Origin of the sequence: Pedobacter sp. UBA4863 (assembly GCF_002399615.1) — a bacterium.
Classification (GTDB): Bacteria; Bacteroidota; Bacteroidia; order Sphingobacteriales; family Sphingobacteriaceae; genus Pedobacter.
In genome coordinates, this window is the sequence record NZ_DHDZ01000029.1 from 131,447 (window position 1) to 148,240 (window position 16,794).

Annotated in this window: 19 protein-coding genes; 12 read left to right on the top strand and 7 right to left on the bottom strand. The window is 36.4% G+C overall.

What is annotated here, in order from left to right; translation table 11 throughout:
• Positions 1 to 189: 189 nt before the first annotated feature.
• The gene (locus tag B3I52_RS05940) at positions 190 to 720 is read right to left on the bottom strand and encodes an RNA methyltransferase (RefSeq protein ID WP_293299518.1); all 531 of its coding nucleotides are present in this window, start codon (positions 718 to 720) and stop codon (positions 190 to 192) included.
• Positions 721 to 1,255: 535 nt separating this feature from the next.
• Between B3I52_RS05940 and B3I52_RS05945 the strand changes: the two genes are divergently transcribed.
• Complete coding sequence (locus tag B3I52_RS05945; RefSeq protein ID WP_293299519.1) at positions 1,256 to 2,305, top strand: aldose epimerase family protein; 1,050 nt, start codon at positions 1,256 to 1,258, stop codon at positions 2,303 to 2,305.
• A 57-nt stretch (positions 2,306 to 2,362) separates the two neighbouring features.
• Here the strand turns inward: B3I52_RS05945 and B3I52_RS05950 are convergent, their stop codons facing one another.
• The 4 genes from B3I52_RS05950 to ribD all read right to left on the bottom strand — a co-directional run bounded on the left by B3I52_RS05950 (position 2,363) and on the right by ribD (position 5,813).
• Positions 2,363 to 3,223, bottom strand: a complete 861-nt coding sequence (locus B3I52_RS05950) for a nucleoside phosphorylase (RefSeq protein WP_293299520.1) — start codon at positions 3,221 to 3,223, stop codon at positions 2,363 to 2,365.
• A gap of 70 nt (positions 3,224 to 3,293) precedes the next feature.
• Positions 3,294 to 3,908 carry an IMPACT family protein gene (locus tag B3I52_RS05955; protein ID WP_293299521.1) on the bottom strand — a complete coding sequence of 205 codons (615 nt, stop codon included), beginning with the start codon at positions 3,906 to 3,908 and terminating at the stop codon, positions 3,294 to 3,296.
• Positions 3,898 to 4,764, bottom strand: a complete 867-nt coding sequence (locus B3I52_RS05960; RefSeq protein WP_293299522.1) for an EamA/RhaT family transporter — start codon at positions 4,762 to 4,764, stop codon at positions 3,898 to 3,900. The genes B3I52_RS05955 and B3I52_RS05960 overlap by 11 nt, the downstream gene beginning before the upstream one ends.
• Positions 4,761 to 5,813 (bottom strand): bifunctional diaminohydroxyphosphoribosylaminopyrimidine deaminase/5-amino-6-(5-phosphoribosylamino)uracil reductase RibD, encoded by a 1,053-nt coding sequence (gene ribD, locus B3I52_RS05965; protein WP_293299523.1) that lies wholly within the window; start codon positions 5,811 to 5,813, stop codon positions 4,761 to 4,763. The genes B3I52_RS05960 and ribD overlap by 4 nt, the downstream gene beginning before the upstream one ends.
• Before the next feature lie 82 nt (positions 5,814 to 5,895).
• Between ribD and prmC the strand changes: the two genes are divergently transcribed.
• Positions 5,896 to 6,774, top strand: coding sequence for a peptide chain release factor N(5)-glutamine methyltransferase (gene prmC, locus B3I52_RS05970; RefSeq protein ID WP_293299524.1), 879 nt, complete (start codon positions 5,896 to 5,898; stop codon positions 6,772 to 6,774).
• Positions 6,775 to 6,828: 54 nt separating this feature from the next.
• Here the strand turns inward: prmC and xerD are convergent, their stop codons facing one another.
• Positions 6,829 to 7,728, bottom strand: coding sequence for a site-specific tyrosine recombinase XerD (gene xerD / locus B3I52_RS05975; protein WP_293299525.1), 900 nt, complete (start codon positions 7,726 to 7,728; stop codon positions 6,829 to 6,831).
• A gap of 85 nt (positions 7,729 to 7,813) precedes the next feature.
• On the opposite strand from xerD, the gene aroQ reads away from it, so the two are divergent.
• A complete protein-coding gene (aroQ, locus tag B3I52_RS05980; RefSeq protein WP_293299526.1) occupies positions 7,814 to 8,227 on the top strand; it encodes a type II 3-dehydroquinate dehydratase in 414 nt (137 codons plus the stop codon).
• A gap of 12 nt (positions 8,228 to 8,239) precedes the next feature.
• On the opposite strand, the gene B3I52_RS05985 is transcribed toward aroQ, so the two are convergent.
• Positions 8,240 to 8,410: a hypothetical protein gene (locus tag B3I52_RS05985; protein ID WP_293299527.1), complete on the bottom strand. Its 171-nt coding sequence runs from the start codon at positions 8,408 to 8,410 to the stop codon at positions 8,240 to 8,242.
• Positions 8,411 to 8,644: 234 nt separating this feature from the next.
• Between B3I52_RS05985 and B3I52_RS05990 the strand changes: the two genes are divergently transcribed.
• From B3I52_RS05990 to B3I52_RS06030, 9 genes are all read left to right on the top strand, one after another.
• The gene (locus B3I52_RS05990) at positions 8,645 to 9,118 is read left to right on the top strand and encodes a YMGG-like glycine zipper-containing protein (RefSeq protein WP_293299528.1); all 474 of its coding nucleotides are present in this window, start codon (positions 8,645 to 8,647) and stop codon (positions 9,116 to 9,118) included.
• Between the two features lie 627 nt (positions 9,119 to 9,745).
• The gene (locus B3I52_RS05995; RefSeq protein WP_293299529.1) at positions 9,746 to 10,123 is read left to right on the top strand and encodes a hypothetical protein; all 378 of its coding nucleotides are present in this window, start codon (positions 9,746 to 9,748) and stop codon (positions 10,121 to 10,123) included.
• Complete coding sequence (locus B3I52_RS06000; protein WP_293299530.1) at positions 10,114 to 10,962, top strand: hypothetical protein; 849 nt, start codon at positions 10,114 to 10,116, stop codon at positions 10,960 to 10,962. Before B3I52_RS05995 ends, B3I52_RS06000 begins: the two co-directional genes overlap by 10 nt.
• Positions 10,955 to 11,881 carry a tRNA (adenosine(37)-N6)-dimethylallyltransferase MiaA gene (miaA, locus tag B3I52_RS06005; RefSeq protein ID WP_293299531.1) on the top strand — a complete coding sequence of 309 codons (927 nt, stop codon included), beginning with the start codon at positions 10,955 to 10,957 and terminating at the stop codon, positions 11,879 to 11,881. Before B3I52_RS06000 ends, miaA begins: the two co-directional genes overlap by 8 nt.
• A 136-nt stretch (positions 11,882 to 12,017) precedes the next feature.
• Positions 12,018 to 13,136, top strand: a complete 1,119-nt coding sequence (locus tag B3I52_RS06010; protein ID WP_293299532.1) for a DNA adenine methylase — start codon at positions 12,018 to 12,020, stop codon at positions 13,134 to 13,136.
• 4 nt (positions 13,137 to 13,140) lie between these two features.
• On the top strand, positions 13,141 to 13,758 hold the full coding sequence (locus tag B3I52_RS06015; RefSeq protein ID WP_293299533.1) for a hypothetical protein: 618 nt from the start codon (positions 13,141 to 13,143) through the stop codon (positions 13,756 to 13,758).
• Between the two features lie 207 nt (positions 13,759 to 13,965).
• Positions 13,966 to 14,493, top strand: coding sequence for an outer membrane beta-barrel protein (locus B3I52_RS06020; RefSeq protein ID WP_293299534.1), 528 nt, complete (start codon positions 13,966 to 13,968; stop codon positions 14,491 to 14,493).
• A gap of 165 nt (positions 14,494 to 14,658) precedes the next feature.
• Complete coding sequence (locus B3I52_RS06025; RefSeq protein ID WP_293299535.1) at positions 14,659 to 15,207, top strand: DUF3347 domain-containing protein; 549 nt, start codon at positions 14,659 to 14,661, stop codon at positions 15,205 to 15,207.
• Between the two features lie 103 nt (positions 15,208 to 15,310).
• The gene (locus B3I52_RS06030; RefSeq protein ID WP_293299536.1) at positions 15,311 to 16,582 is read left to right on the top strand and encodes a citrate synthase; all 1,272 of its coding nucleotides are present in this window, start codon (positions 15,311 to 15,313) and stop codon (positions 16,580 to 16,582) included.
• Positions 16,583 to 16,794: the final 212 nt, after the last annotated feature.

Consider the following 16,794-nt stretch of genomic DNA (forward strand, 5'->3'; position numbering starts at 1 on the left):
TTATTGATAATGCACTACGGGTGATATTAATATTTTACAGGCTGGGTTTGGTGGTGATACCAAACTATGGCTATGGGCTGTAGGCGGGTGTCTCCACCCGCCTATGTATTTACTCTTATTGAAATTTAAACAGCTTCTTAAAATGAATAATAATTTTGTTTGGCTGTTTGTAAGGCCTTGGCTAATTAGTTAAAGTTTCATTTTGGCGAAAAAATCCCACAGTACAATTCCCGCCGAAATTACAATGTTAAACGAATGTTTGGTTCCGAACTGTGGTATTTCGATACATTTATCAATCTGTTGCATGGCTTCATCGCTAACGCCATTTACTTCGTTGCCAAAAATCAGTACATATTTTTCTGTTAATAGGGGCTGGTTGGTATTCAGCATCACACTGTGTTCTGCTTGCTCTATAGCGATGATTTGGTAGCCAAGCTGCCGATATTTAGCGATGGCTGTTAAGGTATCATCTATATGTTCCCAATCTACAGATTGTGTGGCACCCAAGGCAGTTTTTTCAATTTCACGATGCGGAGGCTGAGCCGTAATACCGCATAATACCACTTTTTCAACCGAAAAACCATCAGCAGTTCTAAACACAGAACCAACGTTGTGCATACTGCGCACATTGTCTAACATAATTACTACCGGGAGTTTTTCTTGTGCCTTAAAGCCGTCTATATCAACCCTGTTTAATTCGTCTAATTTTAGTTTTTTCATTTTTTAGTAACATGAATGAAATTATGCCATTTATAATAGCATATTCAATAGGATTTGTAAAGCTAAGTATATATTAATTATAACCTGTTGTGTATTTAGCCACAGATACACAGATTTTTGTTTTTTTCTAAGAAACTGTTTAAAAATGATATTAATATTTTACAGGTTGGGTTTGGTGATGACACCAAACTATAGCTATGGGCTGTAGGCGGGTGTCACCACCCGCCTAGGAAATTTAAACAGTTTCTAAATTTCCCTAGACTTTTATCCTTTTGGCACCTGTGGCTAAATCTCCCAAATGCACGACGGTTAATTATAGTTTAATTGTGCCTTTGTCTTTTTAGTAATATTTCGATAATTTGGTTTCCATATCGCTAAGAAATGATGATATTTAGCTATAATTGTAATGCTAAAAACAAGGCTTACAATAAGAATAATTGAGCCCTTACTGCTTAACTATTTGCTAAACATGTACTACAGTTAGCTGTAAATCTTGTAGCGTATCCTTTGTTTCTAAAACCCAATTTATAAATAGATGAAAGTTAATCAACTACCAACGGGCATATTTGTTGCTGAGAAAGAAATAATTGCTGTAGAACTTAGCAACGCCAAAGGCACATATGTTAAATTGTTTAATTACGGCACTATTATCAACAAGTTTTTGGTTAAAAATGCGAAAGGCGAAATACAAGATATTGTATTGGGTTTTGATGACATCGAAGGTTATCTCAGCGAAGCTTATTTGTCTAACTATCCGTATTTAGGTGCCATTGTGGGCAGGTATGCCAATCGTATTAAAAATGGCGAGTTTAGTGTAACAGGCACCCATTATCAATTGCCACGTAACAATGGCAACGATTGCTTGCATGGTGGCGTTAACGGTTTCGATAAAAAGGTTTGGGACATTATAGCTGTTGCCGATGAACCTAGTGCTACGGTTACGTTTCAGTATTTTAGTTTAGATGGCGAAGAGGGATTTCCGGGAGATTTGGCAATACAGTTAAAGTTTACGCTCACCGAAAACGATGAATTGGTGTTAGCCTACACGGCAGATACAGACGAAGCTACACCAATTAACTTAACGCACCATAGTTATTTTAACCTAGCTACCAGCCAAGGGGACGTAAGGTTGCACCATCACCAAATGAACGCCTCTAATTGGTTGGCGCAAGATTCTAACTTTGTGGTAACTGGCGAATTAATTCCTGTAGAAGGTACACACCACGATTTTAGAAAAGGGAAAGCCATAGGAGAGGGCTGGGACGAAGAAAATGGTTACGACCAAAGCTATGTGTTGGATAAAACTTATGGCGATTTAACATTAGCCAGCAAAACCAGCAGCAAAGAAAGCGGTTTAACCTTATCAATTTATACCACAGAACCAGTTGCACATTTTTATACCGCTAAATATAACGATGTTGAAAATGGCAAAAATGGGAAAGCATACCAAGCATTTAGTGGTTTTTGTGTAGAAACACAGCATGCGCCAAACTCAATTAATATACCAGCATTTCCATCTACGGTTTTACAACCTGAAGAGATTTATCACCAAACCACCATTTATAAAATAGCGGTAAATAATTAGTGGTCTTTTTTTGCAAGGTATAGTTCTAGGTGATGGGAACTGTACATATTTTTGAATCTAAATTCTTTCTAGTATTGTGGTAATGGCTTTGTTTACAATAACATTTGGATTATTGCTAAACTCAAAATTTACTCTGCTTGCTAAAATGGCATTAATAGACAATGCTTTATGCCCCAATGTTTTTGCCAGTGCATAAATTCCGGCAGTTTCCATTTCTAAGTTGGTAATGCGGTTTGCGCCACTTTTAAAACTGTTTAGCCTGCCTATAAAATTAGCCACTGCATTTTTGGCCCTAACTTGTCGGCCTTGTGGCGCATAAAAGCCAGGTGCTGTAGCGGTAATTCCCGTTGGCATGTCGTACGCAAATTGTTGTAGCAGGTTTTCGTTGGCTTGCGTTAAATATGGTTTTATGCCAGCTAAGTCTTTAAAATATGTGTTAATATCGGATAGTAGTTCCTCCTCTTTTTCCGATAATTTTTGCTCGTAATAGTGCATCAGCGCATCGAAACCTAAACCATAAGACGAAGCCAAAACGGTTCCCATGGGAATGTCTGGCTGTACTGCGCCAGAAGTGCCAATTCTAATGATATTTAATGATTTTAGTTCGTTTTTGATGGTTCGGCTATCAAAATCAATATTTACTAAAGCATCTAGTTCATTAAAAACAATATCGATATTATCTGTTCCAATTCCGGTAGAGATCACGGTAATGCGTTTTTTTCCAATATAGCCCGTATGTGTAATAAACTCACGTTTACCCTTTTTTAGCTCAATACGATCAAAATGTTTACTTACTTCGGGTACACGGTCTAAATCGCCAACGGTAATTACCGTATCGGCAATATCTTCTGGTAGTAAGTTTAAATGGTAAATGCTTCCGTCTGGATTAATAATTAAATCGGCTGCTGATAATTTCATGCTAAAAAATGTTAGTACAACAATTTAAGGAAATTTAAAGAATATTATGTTAAAGGTAGTTTGTATTAAGTTAAAACGTGCCAATATACTTGGTTTTTACACCTTCAATTTTATCAAATTTGCTAATTACTTGATTTAAGTGAGCTTTTCTTACTTCGAACTTTAATGTACATTGCAAATCAAACTCTTGGCTTAGTATGTTTAGTTGTTCTTCTTTAATTATACGCATCACATCGTTCATCATGAGGTAGTCAAACGCTAGTTCATATACGTCATTTACTGTTTTAGAGGTGATTTCAGTTTCGTTCAACGCCTCAACCGTAGCAGTCTTGTAAGCGTTAATTAAGCCAGGCACACCTAATAAAGTACCGCCAAAGTACCGAACTACCACCACTAAAATATTGGTTACATCGGCCGACAATAAGGCATTTAAAATGGGCCTGCCGGCGGTTCCAGAAGGTTCGCCATCATCATTAAACTTGTGTACGCTCCTGTCGGGCGTTAAACGCAAGGCCCAGCAGAAATGCCTGGCCTTAGTATGTTCTGCTCGTAGCTTCGCTAGCAAGTCCTTAATTTCGCCTTCGTTGTTAATAGGATAGGCGTAGGCGATAAATTTACTGCCTTTATCTCTAAAAATGCCTTCGCTTGCTCTTGAAATGGTTTGGTAGGTATCGCTAAACAGCATAATTTTTTGATAAAGTGATAAGCACAATTGCAATCAATGCCAATACAAGGCCCAAGTAGTTCCATTTGCTTAGTTTTTCGTTGAAAACCCAAATGCCAATTAAACTACCCATTATAATTACGCCTATATTCATGGCGGCAAACACTGTTGATGGATTGTTGGCCATTTGTTGGTGCGCTTTAAGGTAAAATAAAATGTTACCAAAGTTAAAAAGCCCTAAAATACAGCCACAAACAAAGTTAATGAACTGCAATTTGGTTTTCTTTTTAATCACAAGGTAAAATAAATACAGCAACGATAACGTAAAGGCAATGCAGTAAATGAAAAATAACGAAGTGGTGTAAGGTACCGTAGTTGATTGACTAACTAGTTTAAAGAGCACATCTACCACTCCAAAACCAAGAAATACCAATAACAAGTACAGCCAACTTTTTTTGTTCGACATACGGTCGCTTTTGCGGTACATGGTAAAAATAATGGCTGCAAAACCAAATACAATGCCCACTTCTTTATAACGGTCAAAACTTTCCTTAAAAAAGAAAAAAGCTGCACTTAACGAGATAAAAAGCGACAAACGTTGTGCAATGTCTGTTCTAGCCAAACCGGCGTTGCGTACCGCTAAGCCAAGTACTATAAAAAGACTTGGCATCAATATCCCTAAAAGCCAATAAATAGGCGAAAAATTACTGATGCTTAAGCTGTTTGCTGCTGGTTTAAAAAAGAACAGACTTAAGCAAATGGCAAACAGATAATTCCAAGTAATGGCCTGTATAATGTTAATTTGGTAACGCTTGGCTAATTTAAACAGCACGCCTACCGTTACGCTGCACACAATGCTTAGTGCTAAATAAATCATGCTTTTATCCGTTTAATTATCCTTAATTGGTCGTCACCTATAAAAAGCTCCTCTAAAGTTTCGCCGCTAATTTTTGGAGCTTCTATGCCACTTGTCCATTGTGTTTTGCTGGTAAATATACGAGCTTCGTCCCATAAATTTGCCGCTATAAACTGCTGAAGTATTTGTGCGCCCCCCTCAATAATTACGGCTTGTATATCCATTAAATAAAGCTGGTACGCTATTTTTTGCGCTAGGTAAAAATGTATGTCTTCCATTTGCACGTAGTGGATGTTGTTTACCACATCGGTTTTTACCTCGTTAAAAATAATGGTTTTGGCGGTATTGTTATGGATGTGGTAGTCTAATGGAATGTCTAAATTTTTATCGATAACAATACGTATAGGGTTTTTGCCTGCCACCTCTCTGGTGTTCAATTGCGGATTATCAACTAATACGGTGTTTTTTCCTACTAAAATAGCGTCTTCTTCGCTGCGCCATTTATGGGTAAGTGCTTTTGCCTCTGGACCAGAAATCCATTGTTGCAACTGGTTGGTAGGCGCAAAGAAACCATTTGCCGTTTGTGCCCACTTAAGGATAAAATAAGGCCTGTGTTCTTTAATTCGAGTAAAAAAGCGCCTGTTTATAAATTCACATTCGTCTTTTAGTACCCCCGCAAAAACTTCAATTCCTGCGTTCTTTAATTTGGCCATGCCTTTTCCATTTATACCTTCAAATGGATCGGTATTGCCAATAATTATCCTTTTTAACTGATGTTTTATCAATAAGTCTGCGCAAGGAGGTGTTTTGCCAAAATGTGCGCAAGGCTCTAAAGTAACATAAGCGGTGGCATTTTTTAATAAATCGGCAGCGGCGTTTCCATAGTTCTCCAACACATTTTTAATTGCATTAACTTCGGCATGTGCTTGGCCAATTTTTTGATGGTAACCTTCGCCAATAATGGTGTTGTTATGAACAATTACACAGCCAACCATAGGGTTCGGGCTAACTTTGCCCATGCCTAAAATGGCCAGTTCAATACAACGACGCATATAAAATTCATGTTCCATCTCTGCAAAAATAGATTTTATTTTCTCATTTAGCCCTGAAAATATAATTAACAAAAGCTGTATTATTAACTACTTTTGTACGATGAAGTTAGTAGAAATAGCCACGATATACCAAGAAAAATTAGTTGAATTATATGATTCGGAAGAAGCGCATTCATTATTTCTGCTAGTTTTGGAGGAGTTGCTGGGTTATAAAAGAACGGATTATATTCTTAATAAACAGACCAACGTTAATGAAGTTGATTTGTTAAAGCTAAATACTACATTGCTTGATTTAAGTTGCGGAAAACCAATACAGTATATTTTTGGATATACCGAATTTTATGGTTTAAAATTCAAGGTAAATCCGTCGGTTTTAATACCCCGACCAGAAACCGAAGAGTTGGTTGCCTGGATTTTATCCATATACAACTCTCCGATAGCTGCTAATTCAAATACTTCTAATGCCGAAACAACTATACTTGATTTAGGTACGGGCAGTGGTTGTATTGCTATAGCCTTAAAAAAACATTTGCCAAATGCACAGGTGTCCGCTATAGATATTTCTTCGGAAGCATTAACAACAGCAAAAGAAAATGCGGTACTAAATAAAGTAACTATAGCCTTTGTAGAAGACGATATGCTTCAGCTTTCTTCATCAAAATACCCAAAATTTGACGTGATTGTTAGTAATCCGCCATATATCAAGGAAAATGAGAAGCCAGAAATGCATACTAACGTACTGCACAACGAACCACATACCGCCTTGTTTGTTAGTAATGAACAACCTTTAGTATTTCATGAAGCCATTGCAGATTTTGCTTTGAAAACGTTAAAACCTCATGGTCATTTGTTTTTCGAAATTAACGAGTTTTTATCTAATGAAATGGTAGATATGTTAAAGCTTAAATCGTTTAATAACATTGAGTTAAAAAAAGATATAAATGGTAAATATCGGATGTTATTAGCTAGTAGATATTAACCTTTGGTTGGGTATTAGTTTTTTGATGAGCAAGTTTTAATAGGTTGTTCACTCTTAGGCCCTTGGATGAAATTCAGTAATTACCGTCTTTAGGTAATCTCTATCTAAGTGCATATAAATCTCAGTAGTTGTAATGCTGGCATGTCCAAGCATGTCTTGTATGGCACGTAAATCGGCACCGCCTTCAATTAAATGAGTGGCAAAAGAGTGGCGTAAGGTGTGCGGACTAATGCTTTTAGTTATACCTGCTGCCACTGCCAAGGATTTTATAAGGTTAAAGATAGCGATACGAGAAAGTTTGGTGCCAAAACGATTTAAGAAGATGAAATCTTCATTGCCCTTTTTTATGGTTTGATGCACCCTCACTTCTGTAAGGTATATTTTTACCAACTTTAAGGCGGTAGCACCAATAGGCACAATGCGTTCTTTATTGCCTTTGCCAATTACCCGCAAAAATTCTGTTTCTTCAAAAAGGTTAGATATTTTTAGATCTGTCAGTTCACTAACCCTTAGGCCACAACTGTAAAGTACCTCAATAATGGCCTTATTTCTCATGCCTTCTGGTTTAGATGCATCTATGGCAGCAATAAGTAGATCAATTTCGTGTACACTTAAAGTATCGGGTAGTTTTCTGCTAATTTTAGGGGTTTCTAGCAGTGCTGACGGATCGTTTGTAATAATGTTTTCTTGTGCTAAATAAAGAAAAAAAGATTTTATACCCGAAATAATACGCGATTGTGTGCTGGCTTGTGCGCCAAGTTCATTTAACCAAGCCACAAAATCACGTAAATCTGGTAGGCTTATGGTAGTTAAAGAGGTGTTTTTTTCGTTAATAGCCAGGTATTGGAATAGTTTCTCTACATCTTGGCAATAAGCATTAATGCTATTCGCAGCTAACGAACGCTCTAGCTTAAGGTAAGCAGAAAATCCTTTTAAATAAGATTGCGTATTCATTTATTGCTGTTTTTTTTATAACATTGTGCAAAGCAATATTACAAAAAATAAGCTTGTTCAATTTATTATAGCCAAAAAAACGATCATGAAAATTCAAATCATCAATGGGCCTAACTTAAACCTATTAGGCGTACGCGAACCATCAATATATGGGAATGAGCCTATTGAAGGGTATATTGAAAAATTAAGGGAACAATATCCAATTATCCAGATAGATTATTTTCAGAGCAATATAGAAGGCGAACTAATTAACAAGTTGCATGAGGTGGGTTTTTCTTACGATGGCATTATTTTAAATGCAGCAGCCTATACGCACACTTCTATTGCTATTGCCGATGCCATAGCTGCCATAAAAACGCCAGTAGTAGAGGTGCATATTTCAAATATTTATGCCAGAGAAGAGTTTAGGCACGTATCTTATTCTGGTCGCAATTGCAGAGGCGTGCTTACCGGCTTTGGTCTAAACGGCTATCGTTTAGCCTTAGAGAGCTTTTTGTAGGCCATCAACTGCCTAAGAAGTGGCTTGTTGTTTAAATATTAGATCTTCATGATTGCCGTGTAAATTCAATATATCGGTTGTTAAAGGATTTGAGCGTAAATCATTTCCCTTTATATAAGAAGCTTTACATAAAAAAAAAATGTAGTCAATAGCAAACAATAAAGCTTCTTTTTTTAGTGTCATTTTACCTTTTTTTATTTTTTATCAACAGGTTTTACTTTTTTAAAAAAGCCGAATAATGATACTTAAGTGACGTTTTTATGCTTTTAAGGAGTAGGCTTTATTGCAGCAAATGTTTTGGTTTGGCACAGTTTTTTCAAAAGCTAACAGGTAAAGTAAGCATAGCGGTAGAGAAGCAAAGAATGCAAACTATTTTAATGTAAATGTGTTTGCTTCTATAGATTAAAACTAGAAATAATGAAAAAAATATTAATGGTAGCTGCAATTGGTGCAACAGTTTTGGCCTCTTGCGGTAAAAGCGAAAAGCAAGTAGCTTTAGAAAAACAACAAGCCTTAGTAGCATATAGAGATAGCATTAAATTAGATAGTTTTCAACGTGCCGAAGCTTTGGCCGAGAAACAACGGGTAGAAGCTGAACACCAAGCAGAGCTAGCGGCAGCTAGGCGTAGTGCTGCAAGATCTTACAGTAGTAGCAATACCGTAACTACCTCTTCGGCAGGCGTAACCAATACACAGGCACAGAAAAAAGGATGGAGTTCGGCCGCTAAGGGTACAGCCATTGGGGCTGGTGTAGGTGCACTAACGGGAGTGCTTATAGATAAAAAAGACGGTCGTGGTGCCATAATTGGTGGTTTAACAGGGGCTGGTGCTGGTTATGTAATTGGCAGGGCCGAGGATAGGAAAAGCGGTAGAGTACAGAAAAAGCAATAAGAATTGGTTTAAGATTTAGTTAGAAATGCAGTAGAGAGCGTTCCTGTCTTTTAAGATAGGAACGCTTTTTATTTTGCAAAAGCTGAGGTGCTATAAGCCTTATTTTTAATCACAAAAACACCAAGCACATAAGGGTTTGTCTTTCGTATTTTGCTGATTAAGCCTTCGTTTAACGGTGAAAATGACTTATACAATTTGTTGGAGAGGGTGCGAATAAATGAGCCATATACATTGGTGTCCTTGCCAAAAGCTAGTGGCATATATTATATGTTTCAAAAATTTTAAGCACTAATCTTAAAAAAGAATGTTTTATTCTTTTATTTAAATTAAGAACAAACACATTATAAATAGAGATTAAACAGGGATATTAGGTATGTTTTATTTGTCTTTCATGTGTGTTTTATCCGAGTTTCATCCGAGTTTGATAAAGTGAACACTCTTTTTTACTTCACGTAACAGCAAGAAATAGGGGGGTATAAAAAGATGTTTTAGCCGTTCTAATAGGCTATGGTTTAAATTAAATATCCTTTATTATTATTAAAACGAACATTTTCAATTTAAGGATGTTTAGTTTAGCAAAAGCTTGTATTTTGCAGCTAAATAAAATTTATCATTAAAGGATAAAAGATGAAAACCGACTTGATAGAAATATTTCAAACCATTAGGGCCGCCATGCAACCTTACGAAGCATTAGGCTTTACTGCTAGAATAAATTCTGATACGACCTATGACCTTTGGAGCGAGAAAAACGTAACCTTGTTAGGTAAAAAAAGAAACGAGATCTATTTTGCTGGATTAAAAATACTGAAAGCTGACGTTACGCTGCATTTTATGCTGATTTACACTAATCCGGAGGTGAAAGAGTTGCTGCATCCAGCTTTGCTGAAACTTTTAAAAGGGAAATCGTGTTTTCATATTAAAAAACTAGATGATATATTGATAGAGCAACTGGCAGAGGCGTTTGCTATCGGCTATAAATTTTATAAACAAAACGAGTGGGTTTAAATCCGTTATTTCAGGAAGATTTTTTTTTAACTGTACAAAGCTGTTACCAAGCCGTAGCAACTGTGCAAACCCATCCGTTTTATATTGTAGCTATTAGAGAAAAAGTCTATGTAAATCTAATTCCGCTTAACAATGTGTTTTCGGCTGAACAGTTGCTATCGTTACAAGCGGTATATGCACAAAAGGGCGCTTTATTGGTAAACCTGTGGGAAGATGTTTGGAGAAACAAAAGACAGCAGGTTTTAAGTAGAATACATTCTTTTTGTGGGCTAAACAAAAGCCTGCATGGTAGAAAAGCAACAGTAATCGATTTAGATATTGCCCAAACCAAGAGCTTTCTGGAAACACATCACCTACAAGGTTATATTAAAACAAAGTATAACTTAGGCTTGGTAATTAATAACGAATTGCTAGCCGTTGCCTGTTTTGCGGCAGCGAGACCTATGCCAAGTAAAGGCACGCATTATAAATCAGCAGAACTTATACGGTTTGCTACCAAGGCGGGGTTTACCGTAGTTGGCGGCTTGGGTAAAATAACCAAGCATTTTTTGCAACAGGTTGCCGCAAACGATTTAATGACCTATGCCGATAGAGATTGGTCTTTAGGTAAAGGATATGATAAGCTTGGTTTTGATTTTTCGGGAATTACAGCTCCTGTATTCTTCTATGTAGATATTAAAACAATGAACCGCCATTATGCCCATAGGCTGCCCAAAAAAATATTAACTGCCTTTGATGAGCAAAATGTGCTAAATTTGGATGATTTTTTAACCCAGAAAGGCTTTTTAAAAGTATTTAATACGGGAAATCTCAAATATCATCTATACCTAAATGTCTGATAAAAATCTGTTAATTGTATTGGGTGCAACTGCCGTTGGAAAAACCGCCTTGGCAGTACAACTGGCTAAAGTATTTAATGGCGAAATAATTAGTGCCGATAGCAGACAGGTTTTTAAGGGGATGGATGTAGGCACGGGTAAAGATTTGTTAGAGTATCAAATAGATGCACAACAAATTCCCTATCATCTTATCGATATTAAAAATGCAGGCGAACGATACCAAGTAAATGCCTTTAAAAACGATTTCTCCGATGCGTTTGCCAATATCCAACATCGTAAAAAGTTACCGATATTGTGTGGTGGCACAGGTATGTACATCCATAGTCTGTTGCAAAACCATGATTTGACCGCTATACCCGTAAACGATCTATTGCGCAAAGAATTAGTTCAAATGGATAAAACTGCCTTACAAGATAGGCTTAATAGCTTCCCTTTGGTATGGAGACAGCACGCTGATTATAGTTCGTCGAAACGTTTAATAAGAGCCATAGAAATTGCCGAATATTTAACTGTAAATGATTATCAGGCAGAAGAAAGACCTGTGTTAAAACCATTGGTTATTGGGCTATACAATGACGTAGAGGTACGTAGGACTAAAATTTTGGCTAGATTAAACCAGCGTTTGCATAGCGGTTTAATAGAAGAAGTAGAAACACTGTTGTCTAGAGGGGTAAGCCAAGAAATGTTGATTTTTTATGGCTTAGAGTATAAATTTGTGGTTGCTTACCTTAATAATGAAATTGATTTCGAAACCTTAAAAGAACGTTTAGGGATTGCCATTTGCCAATTTGCCAAAAGGCAGATGACCTTTTTTAGGAAAATGGAGAAAGATGGCGTGCAAATTAATTGGATAGCAGCCCAAGAAGATAGAGCCGCGGTAAAAAATGAAGCTATAGCTTTAATAAGACAACATTTTTAATTAAAATTATTGCATCTTCGTTTTTTGTACAATTAGCGTCATTCCGATGTTAGGAAGAATTTATTACTTCGTAACTGTTATTTAATAGGTTTTTCACTATACTTTAAATGACGAAAAAATTTAATACAAACCATCAATGGATAAAAAAATAAAGCCAATTATCAAATGGACAGGAGGGAAGTACCGCGAATTTGCTTTATTTAACAATTATATCCCATCTTTTGAACGTTATATTGAACCCTTTTTTGGAGGTGGCGGTGTTTTCTTTGCACTACAACCTAAAACTCCAGCTATCATTAACGATAAAAGCGCCGACCTCATTCGTTTCTACCAACAAATAAGCCAGCCTACTTTTAAAGAGGAGCTTTATAATTATGTGCATGCTTGGGATGAAATTAAAAACCTTTCGGCAGTGCTTTGGGAAAAATGCGAGGTCCATTTTATAGCCTTCGTAAAAGAAACCAATCAATTACTGGCAGAAAGCATTGAAAAAAACCTTCAGGTTTTGATTAGTGAACAGCCAACCTTAAGTAATACTCTCTTTATTGTAGATTCTGCCTTGTTCCAATCTTTCCTTAAAGATAGTTTGCTAGATAAGGCTCGCAGAGTACAGCATATTTGTAAAAAGGAAAGTAGGATATTTAATGTTGCCGAGTTAAAAGCACATTTTGAAACAGGTATTAAAAGCGGGATGTATCTGTTTTTCCGTAAATTAATGAACAGTAATGCCGCTAAACCAATTTTTTCTGATGCTAAGGCTGCCGCAAATTGGTATTTTGTGCGAGAATTTTGCTATGCCGCTATGTTTAGGTTTAATACCAAAGGAGAGTTTAACATTCCGTACGGAGGTATAGCTTACAATAAAAAGAATTTTAAACAAAAGGCCGATTTGATTTTTGCAAAGCCTGTTCAAGATTTATTTAGTAAAACCGAAATACATCATCAAGATTTTGAAGAGTTATTGGCTAAGGTAGTGCTAAAACCTACAGATTTTATCTTCTTAGATCCGCCTTACGATAGTGAGTTTTCTGAGTACGACCAAAACTCCTTTACAAAAACCGACCAAAAACGATTGGCTAACTTTCTTGTTAGTTGCCCTGCAAAGTGGATGGTGGTCATTAAAGAAACTCCTTTTATTCGCGATATTTATACACATCCTCGAGTAAAAATAGTAACTTTTGGGAAAAATTATACCTATAACGTAAGAGGGCGAAACGATAGGAGCGTTACGCACTTGGTAATTACTAACTATTAAGCCTATGGAAAAATACTTGCAAATAGCGCCCCATGTGTTTAATTGCAAGGTTTGTCCAACCCGTTGCGATGGTGTAAGTAAAATGAACTACATTTTCGAAAACGACTCTAAGTTTTCTGAACACTACGAACAACAACTGATCGATCATATCAATCAATACACCCCATTTAAAGCTCATAAAACTACCCAAAAAGGCTTTCCCGATATAGAAGTGTTTAACGCTGCCGGTCAACGTTTTTTTATTGAAGTAAAAGTACAGCGCCGTACCTTTATGACAGTAGAAAAAATACTGCCCGAAAGTAATTTAAAGCCTTCGGAAACAGTGGCGCTTAATTTAAGCGACTTAAAACGGTATTTCGAGTTAGAACAAACTCATCATATCCATATTTTTATTTTTTGGGTATTACTTAACCGCCCTTGTGTTTTAGGGAGTAATGAAAGTCAATTTTATTATCGTTTAGCTTCAGAGTTAAGACCTATTTGGCAAAAAGAAGCGAACAAAAGAAAGTTTCGTAGAAAAAGCGGCGAAGGCGATGAGGTAAATGGAGTCCATTTAGGCGTTACTACTAATTATCATTTTAGTTTAAAAGAACTAAAAATTTGGGATGGTAAATTAACCTAATGTAACAAAAATGTTTAGTTTTTAGTACATTCCCTTAGCAGCCTATAGCTTAAATTTTTCATTTGCTTTAGTTCGTTTAATTTGTTGATAATCAATTTACTGATGTTTGTTTTGTTTTTGATTTTGAAAGCAATTGGCATGTTGTTTGAACATTTGGTTACAATTAATTGTTGTAATTAAAGTAGTAAAATCAAATTTTAAAAAACAATGAAAAGACATACCAAATTTATGGCGACCGCAGTGGCTGCGTTAGCTATGTTTATCACAAATGCGAATGCTCAAACTGCTTCAGAACCTACCAATCCGTCTAGGCAGAAATTAGGAATTGGTGTAAACCTAGGTATTCCTACAGCCGATGGTTATAGCTTTGCACTTGGCGCCGATTTAAGATACCAAATTGATATAGATAGACAGTTATCTGTTCCTATTACTGCGGGTTATACTGCCCTAAAAATAAAAGAAGATTTTGGAGGCGGTAGTGTAGGTTATATTCCTGCAAAAGCAGGTTTAAAATACTTTTTTAGCGATACAGGGGCAGGTGCTTATGGCTTGGCAGAAGCTGGTGCTGCGTTTGGAACTAACAAAGGGGCAGGTACTTCATTTGTTTACTCGCCTGCTATTGGTTATGCCTGGAACAACGGTTTAGATTTAAGTGCAAAGTACGAAGGCCTTTCTAAAGACGGCGCTAACAATGGTTACGTAGGTTTACGTTTGGCTTATGGATTTAAGTTGTAAAAACTGGTTTAGTAATCAATTATAATCACAATATAATAATATCAAGCCTCGGTAATTTTTATCGGGGCTTTTTGTGTTTTTTGAATTATAAGTGTTATTTTGAGCAAAAAACAAAACAAGTTGTTAATGGATTGTGCTACACGTGCAATTCTATAAAATAATTTTATGCAAATAAATAAATATCTTGGCCTATTTGCCATGGCCGCTTTGTTGGCGTGTAATAATGGCAACAAATCTGCCACAGCCGAAACAGCAGATAGTACTGCCCTAGTGAATGCCGATACGGTTAGCGTAGCTGCTTTAGATTTTAAAGATGAAAAACTAAAACACATTTATAGCGCTTATATTGGGTTAAAAGACCAGTTGGTAGCTACTAAGTTTGAAGAAGCAAAACAGCATGCAAGTGAATTAGCTACGGCCCTAAAAGACGTGGTAGGTTGCGAAAATGCAGCACTAATTGCCCAAAAAATAACAGATGCTGCGGATATTAAAACGCAACGGGCTGTATTTACAGGCCTAAATGTAGAACTGATCCCAGTTTTTAAACAGGCCGAATTAACTTCGGGTACTATTTACGTACAGCATTGTCCAATGGCCAATAATGGAGATGGTGGCGATTGGTTAGCTTCTGAGGAGAAAATCCAAAACCCTTATTATGGCGACGAGATGATGGAATGTGGAAGGGTAGCAGAAAAAATAAATGCTAAAAAATAAACTTGTTATTTATATGTAAGATAACAAAACAAGTATATATTTGTTACCATCTTGATTTTAATACTTAGAAAATAAAACTTATCATTATAAAAAATTTAAATATATGTCAACTACTGCAGAAATTAAGATAGACGGACAGACTTATGAGTTTCCAGTGATAACAGGCACGGAGGGAGAGAAGGCTATCGATATTTCAAAATTAAGAGATCTAACAGGTCATATCACGTTAGATTTTGGTTATAAAAATACGGGTTCTACTAAAAGCGCAATCACTTTTTTAGATGGAGAACAAGGCGTTTTAAAGTATCGTGGGTATCCTATTGAAGAATTGGCAGAAAAAGCATCTTTTTTAGAGGTTGCTTATTTGTTGATTTATGGAGAGTTACCTAGTAAAGAAACATTAGATAAATTTCAGAAAGAAATTAGCATGCATACGCTAATTCATGAGGATATGAAAAAGTTTTTTGATGGTTATCCGTCAAAATCACATCCTATGGCACAATTATCTTCGTTGGTATGTTCGCTTTCTACTTTTTACCCAGAAAGCTTAGAGCCTAACCAAACCGAAGAAGAAAAAAATCTTACCATTATTAAAATGTTAGCCAAAATGACCACCATTGTGGCTTTCATCTATAAAAAATCTTTAGGACATCCGCTTATCTATCCTAAAAATAAATACGATTACATTACTAACTATTTATGGATGACCTTTGGTCAACGTACCGAAGATTTCGAGCCAAACCCGAAAGTGGTAAGTGCAATGAATAAGTTATTAATTCTTCATGCAGACCACGAGCAAAATTGCTCTACTTCTACAGTAAGAATTGTAGGTTCTTCAGATTGTAACCTTTATGCTTCTATTTCTGCTGGTATTTCGGCACTTTGGGGGCCACTGCATGGTGGTGCAAACCAAGCGGTAATAGAGATGTTAGAAAAAATTAAGGCAGACGGCGGCGATACCGATAAATGGATAGCAAAGGCAAAAGATAAAAACGATCCTTTCCGTATGATGGGTTTTGGCCACCGTGTGTACAAAAACTTTGATCCAAGAGCTAAAATCATTAAAAAAGCTTGCGATGATATTTTAGAAAGCCTAGGGATAAATGATCCGGTATTGGAAATTGCCAAAAAACTGGAACAAGCAGCCTTAACAGACCAATATTTTATCGATCGTAAGTTATATCCAAATGTAGATTTTTACTCGGGTATCATATACAGGGCATTAGGCTTCCCTTCAGAAATGTTTACGGTGCTTTTTGCATTGGGTCGTTTACCTGGGTGGATTGCGCAATGGAAAGAAATGAGAACCAACAAAGAGCCAATTGGCAGGCCACGTCAGGTTTATGTGGGCGATGTGGACAAACACATGAAATAAGTACTCTCTTTACAACCAAATATATTAATGCTAAGCCGGTGGATTTCCGGCTTTTTTTGTGGGTTTAACCCTCCGATTTATCGAAACAGAAATGAAAAGAGGGGTATTATTACGAGTTGTTTTACGAAGCACCTGCGCAACAAACTTGAATACCATTAAAAAACATAAATGTTCAATAAAAAATCTTAATACGGATAAATTTACTCCTTTTG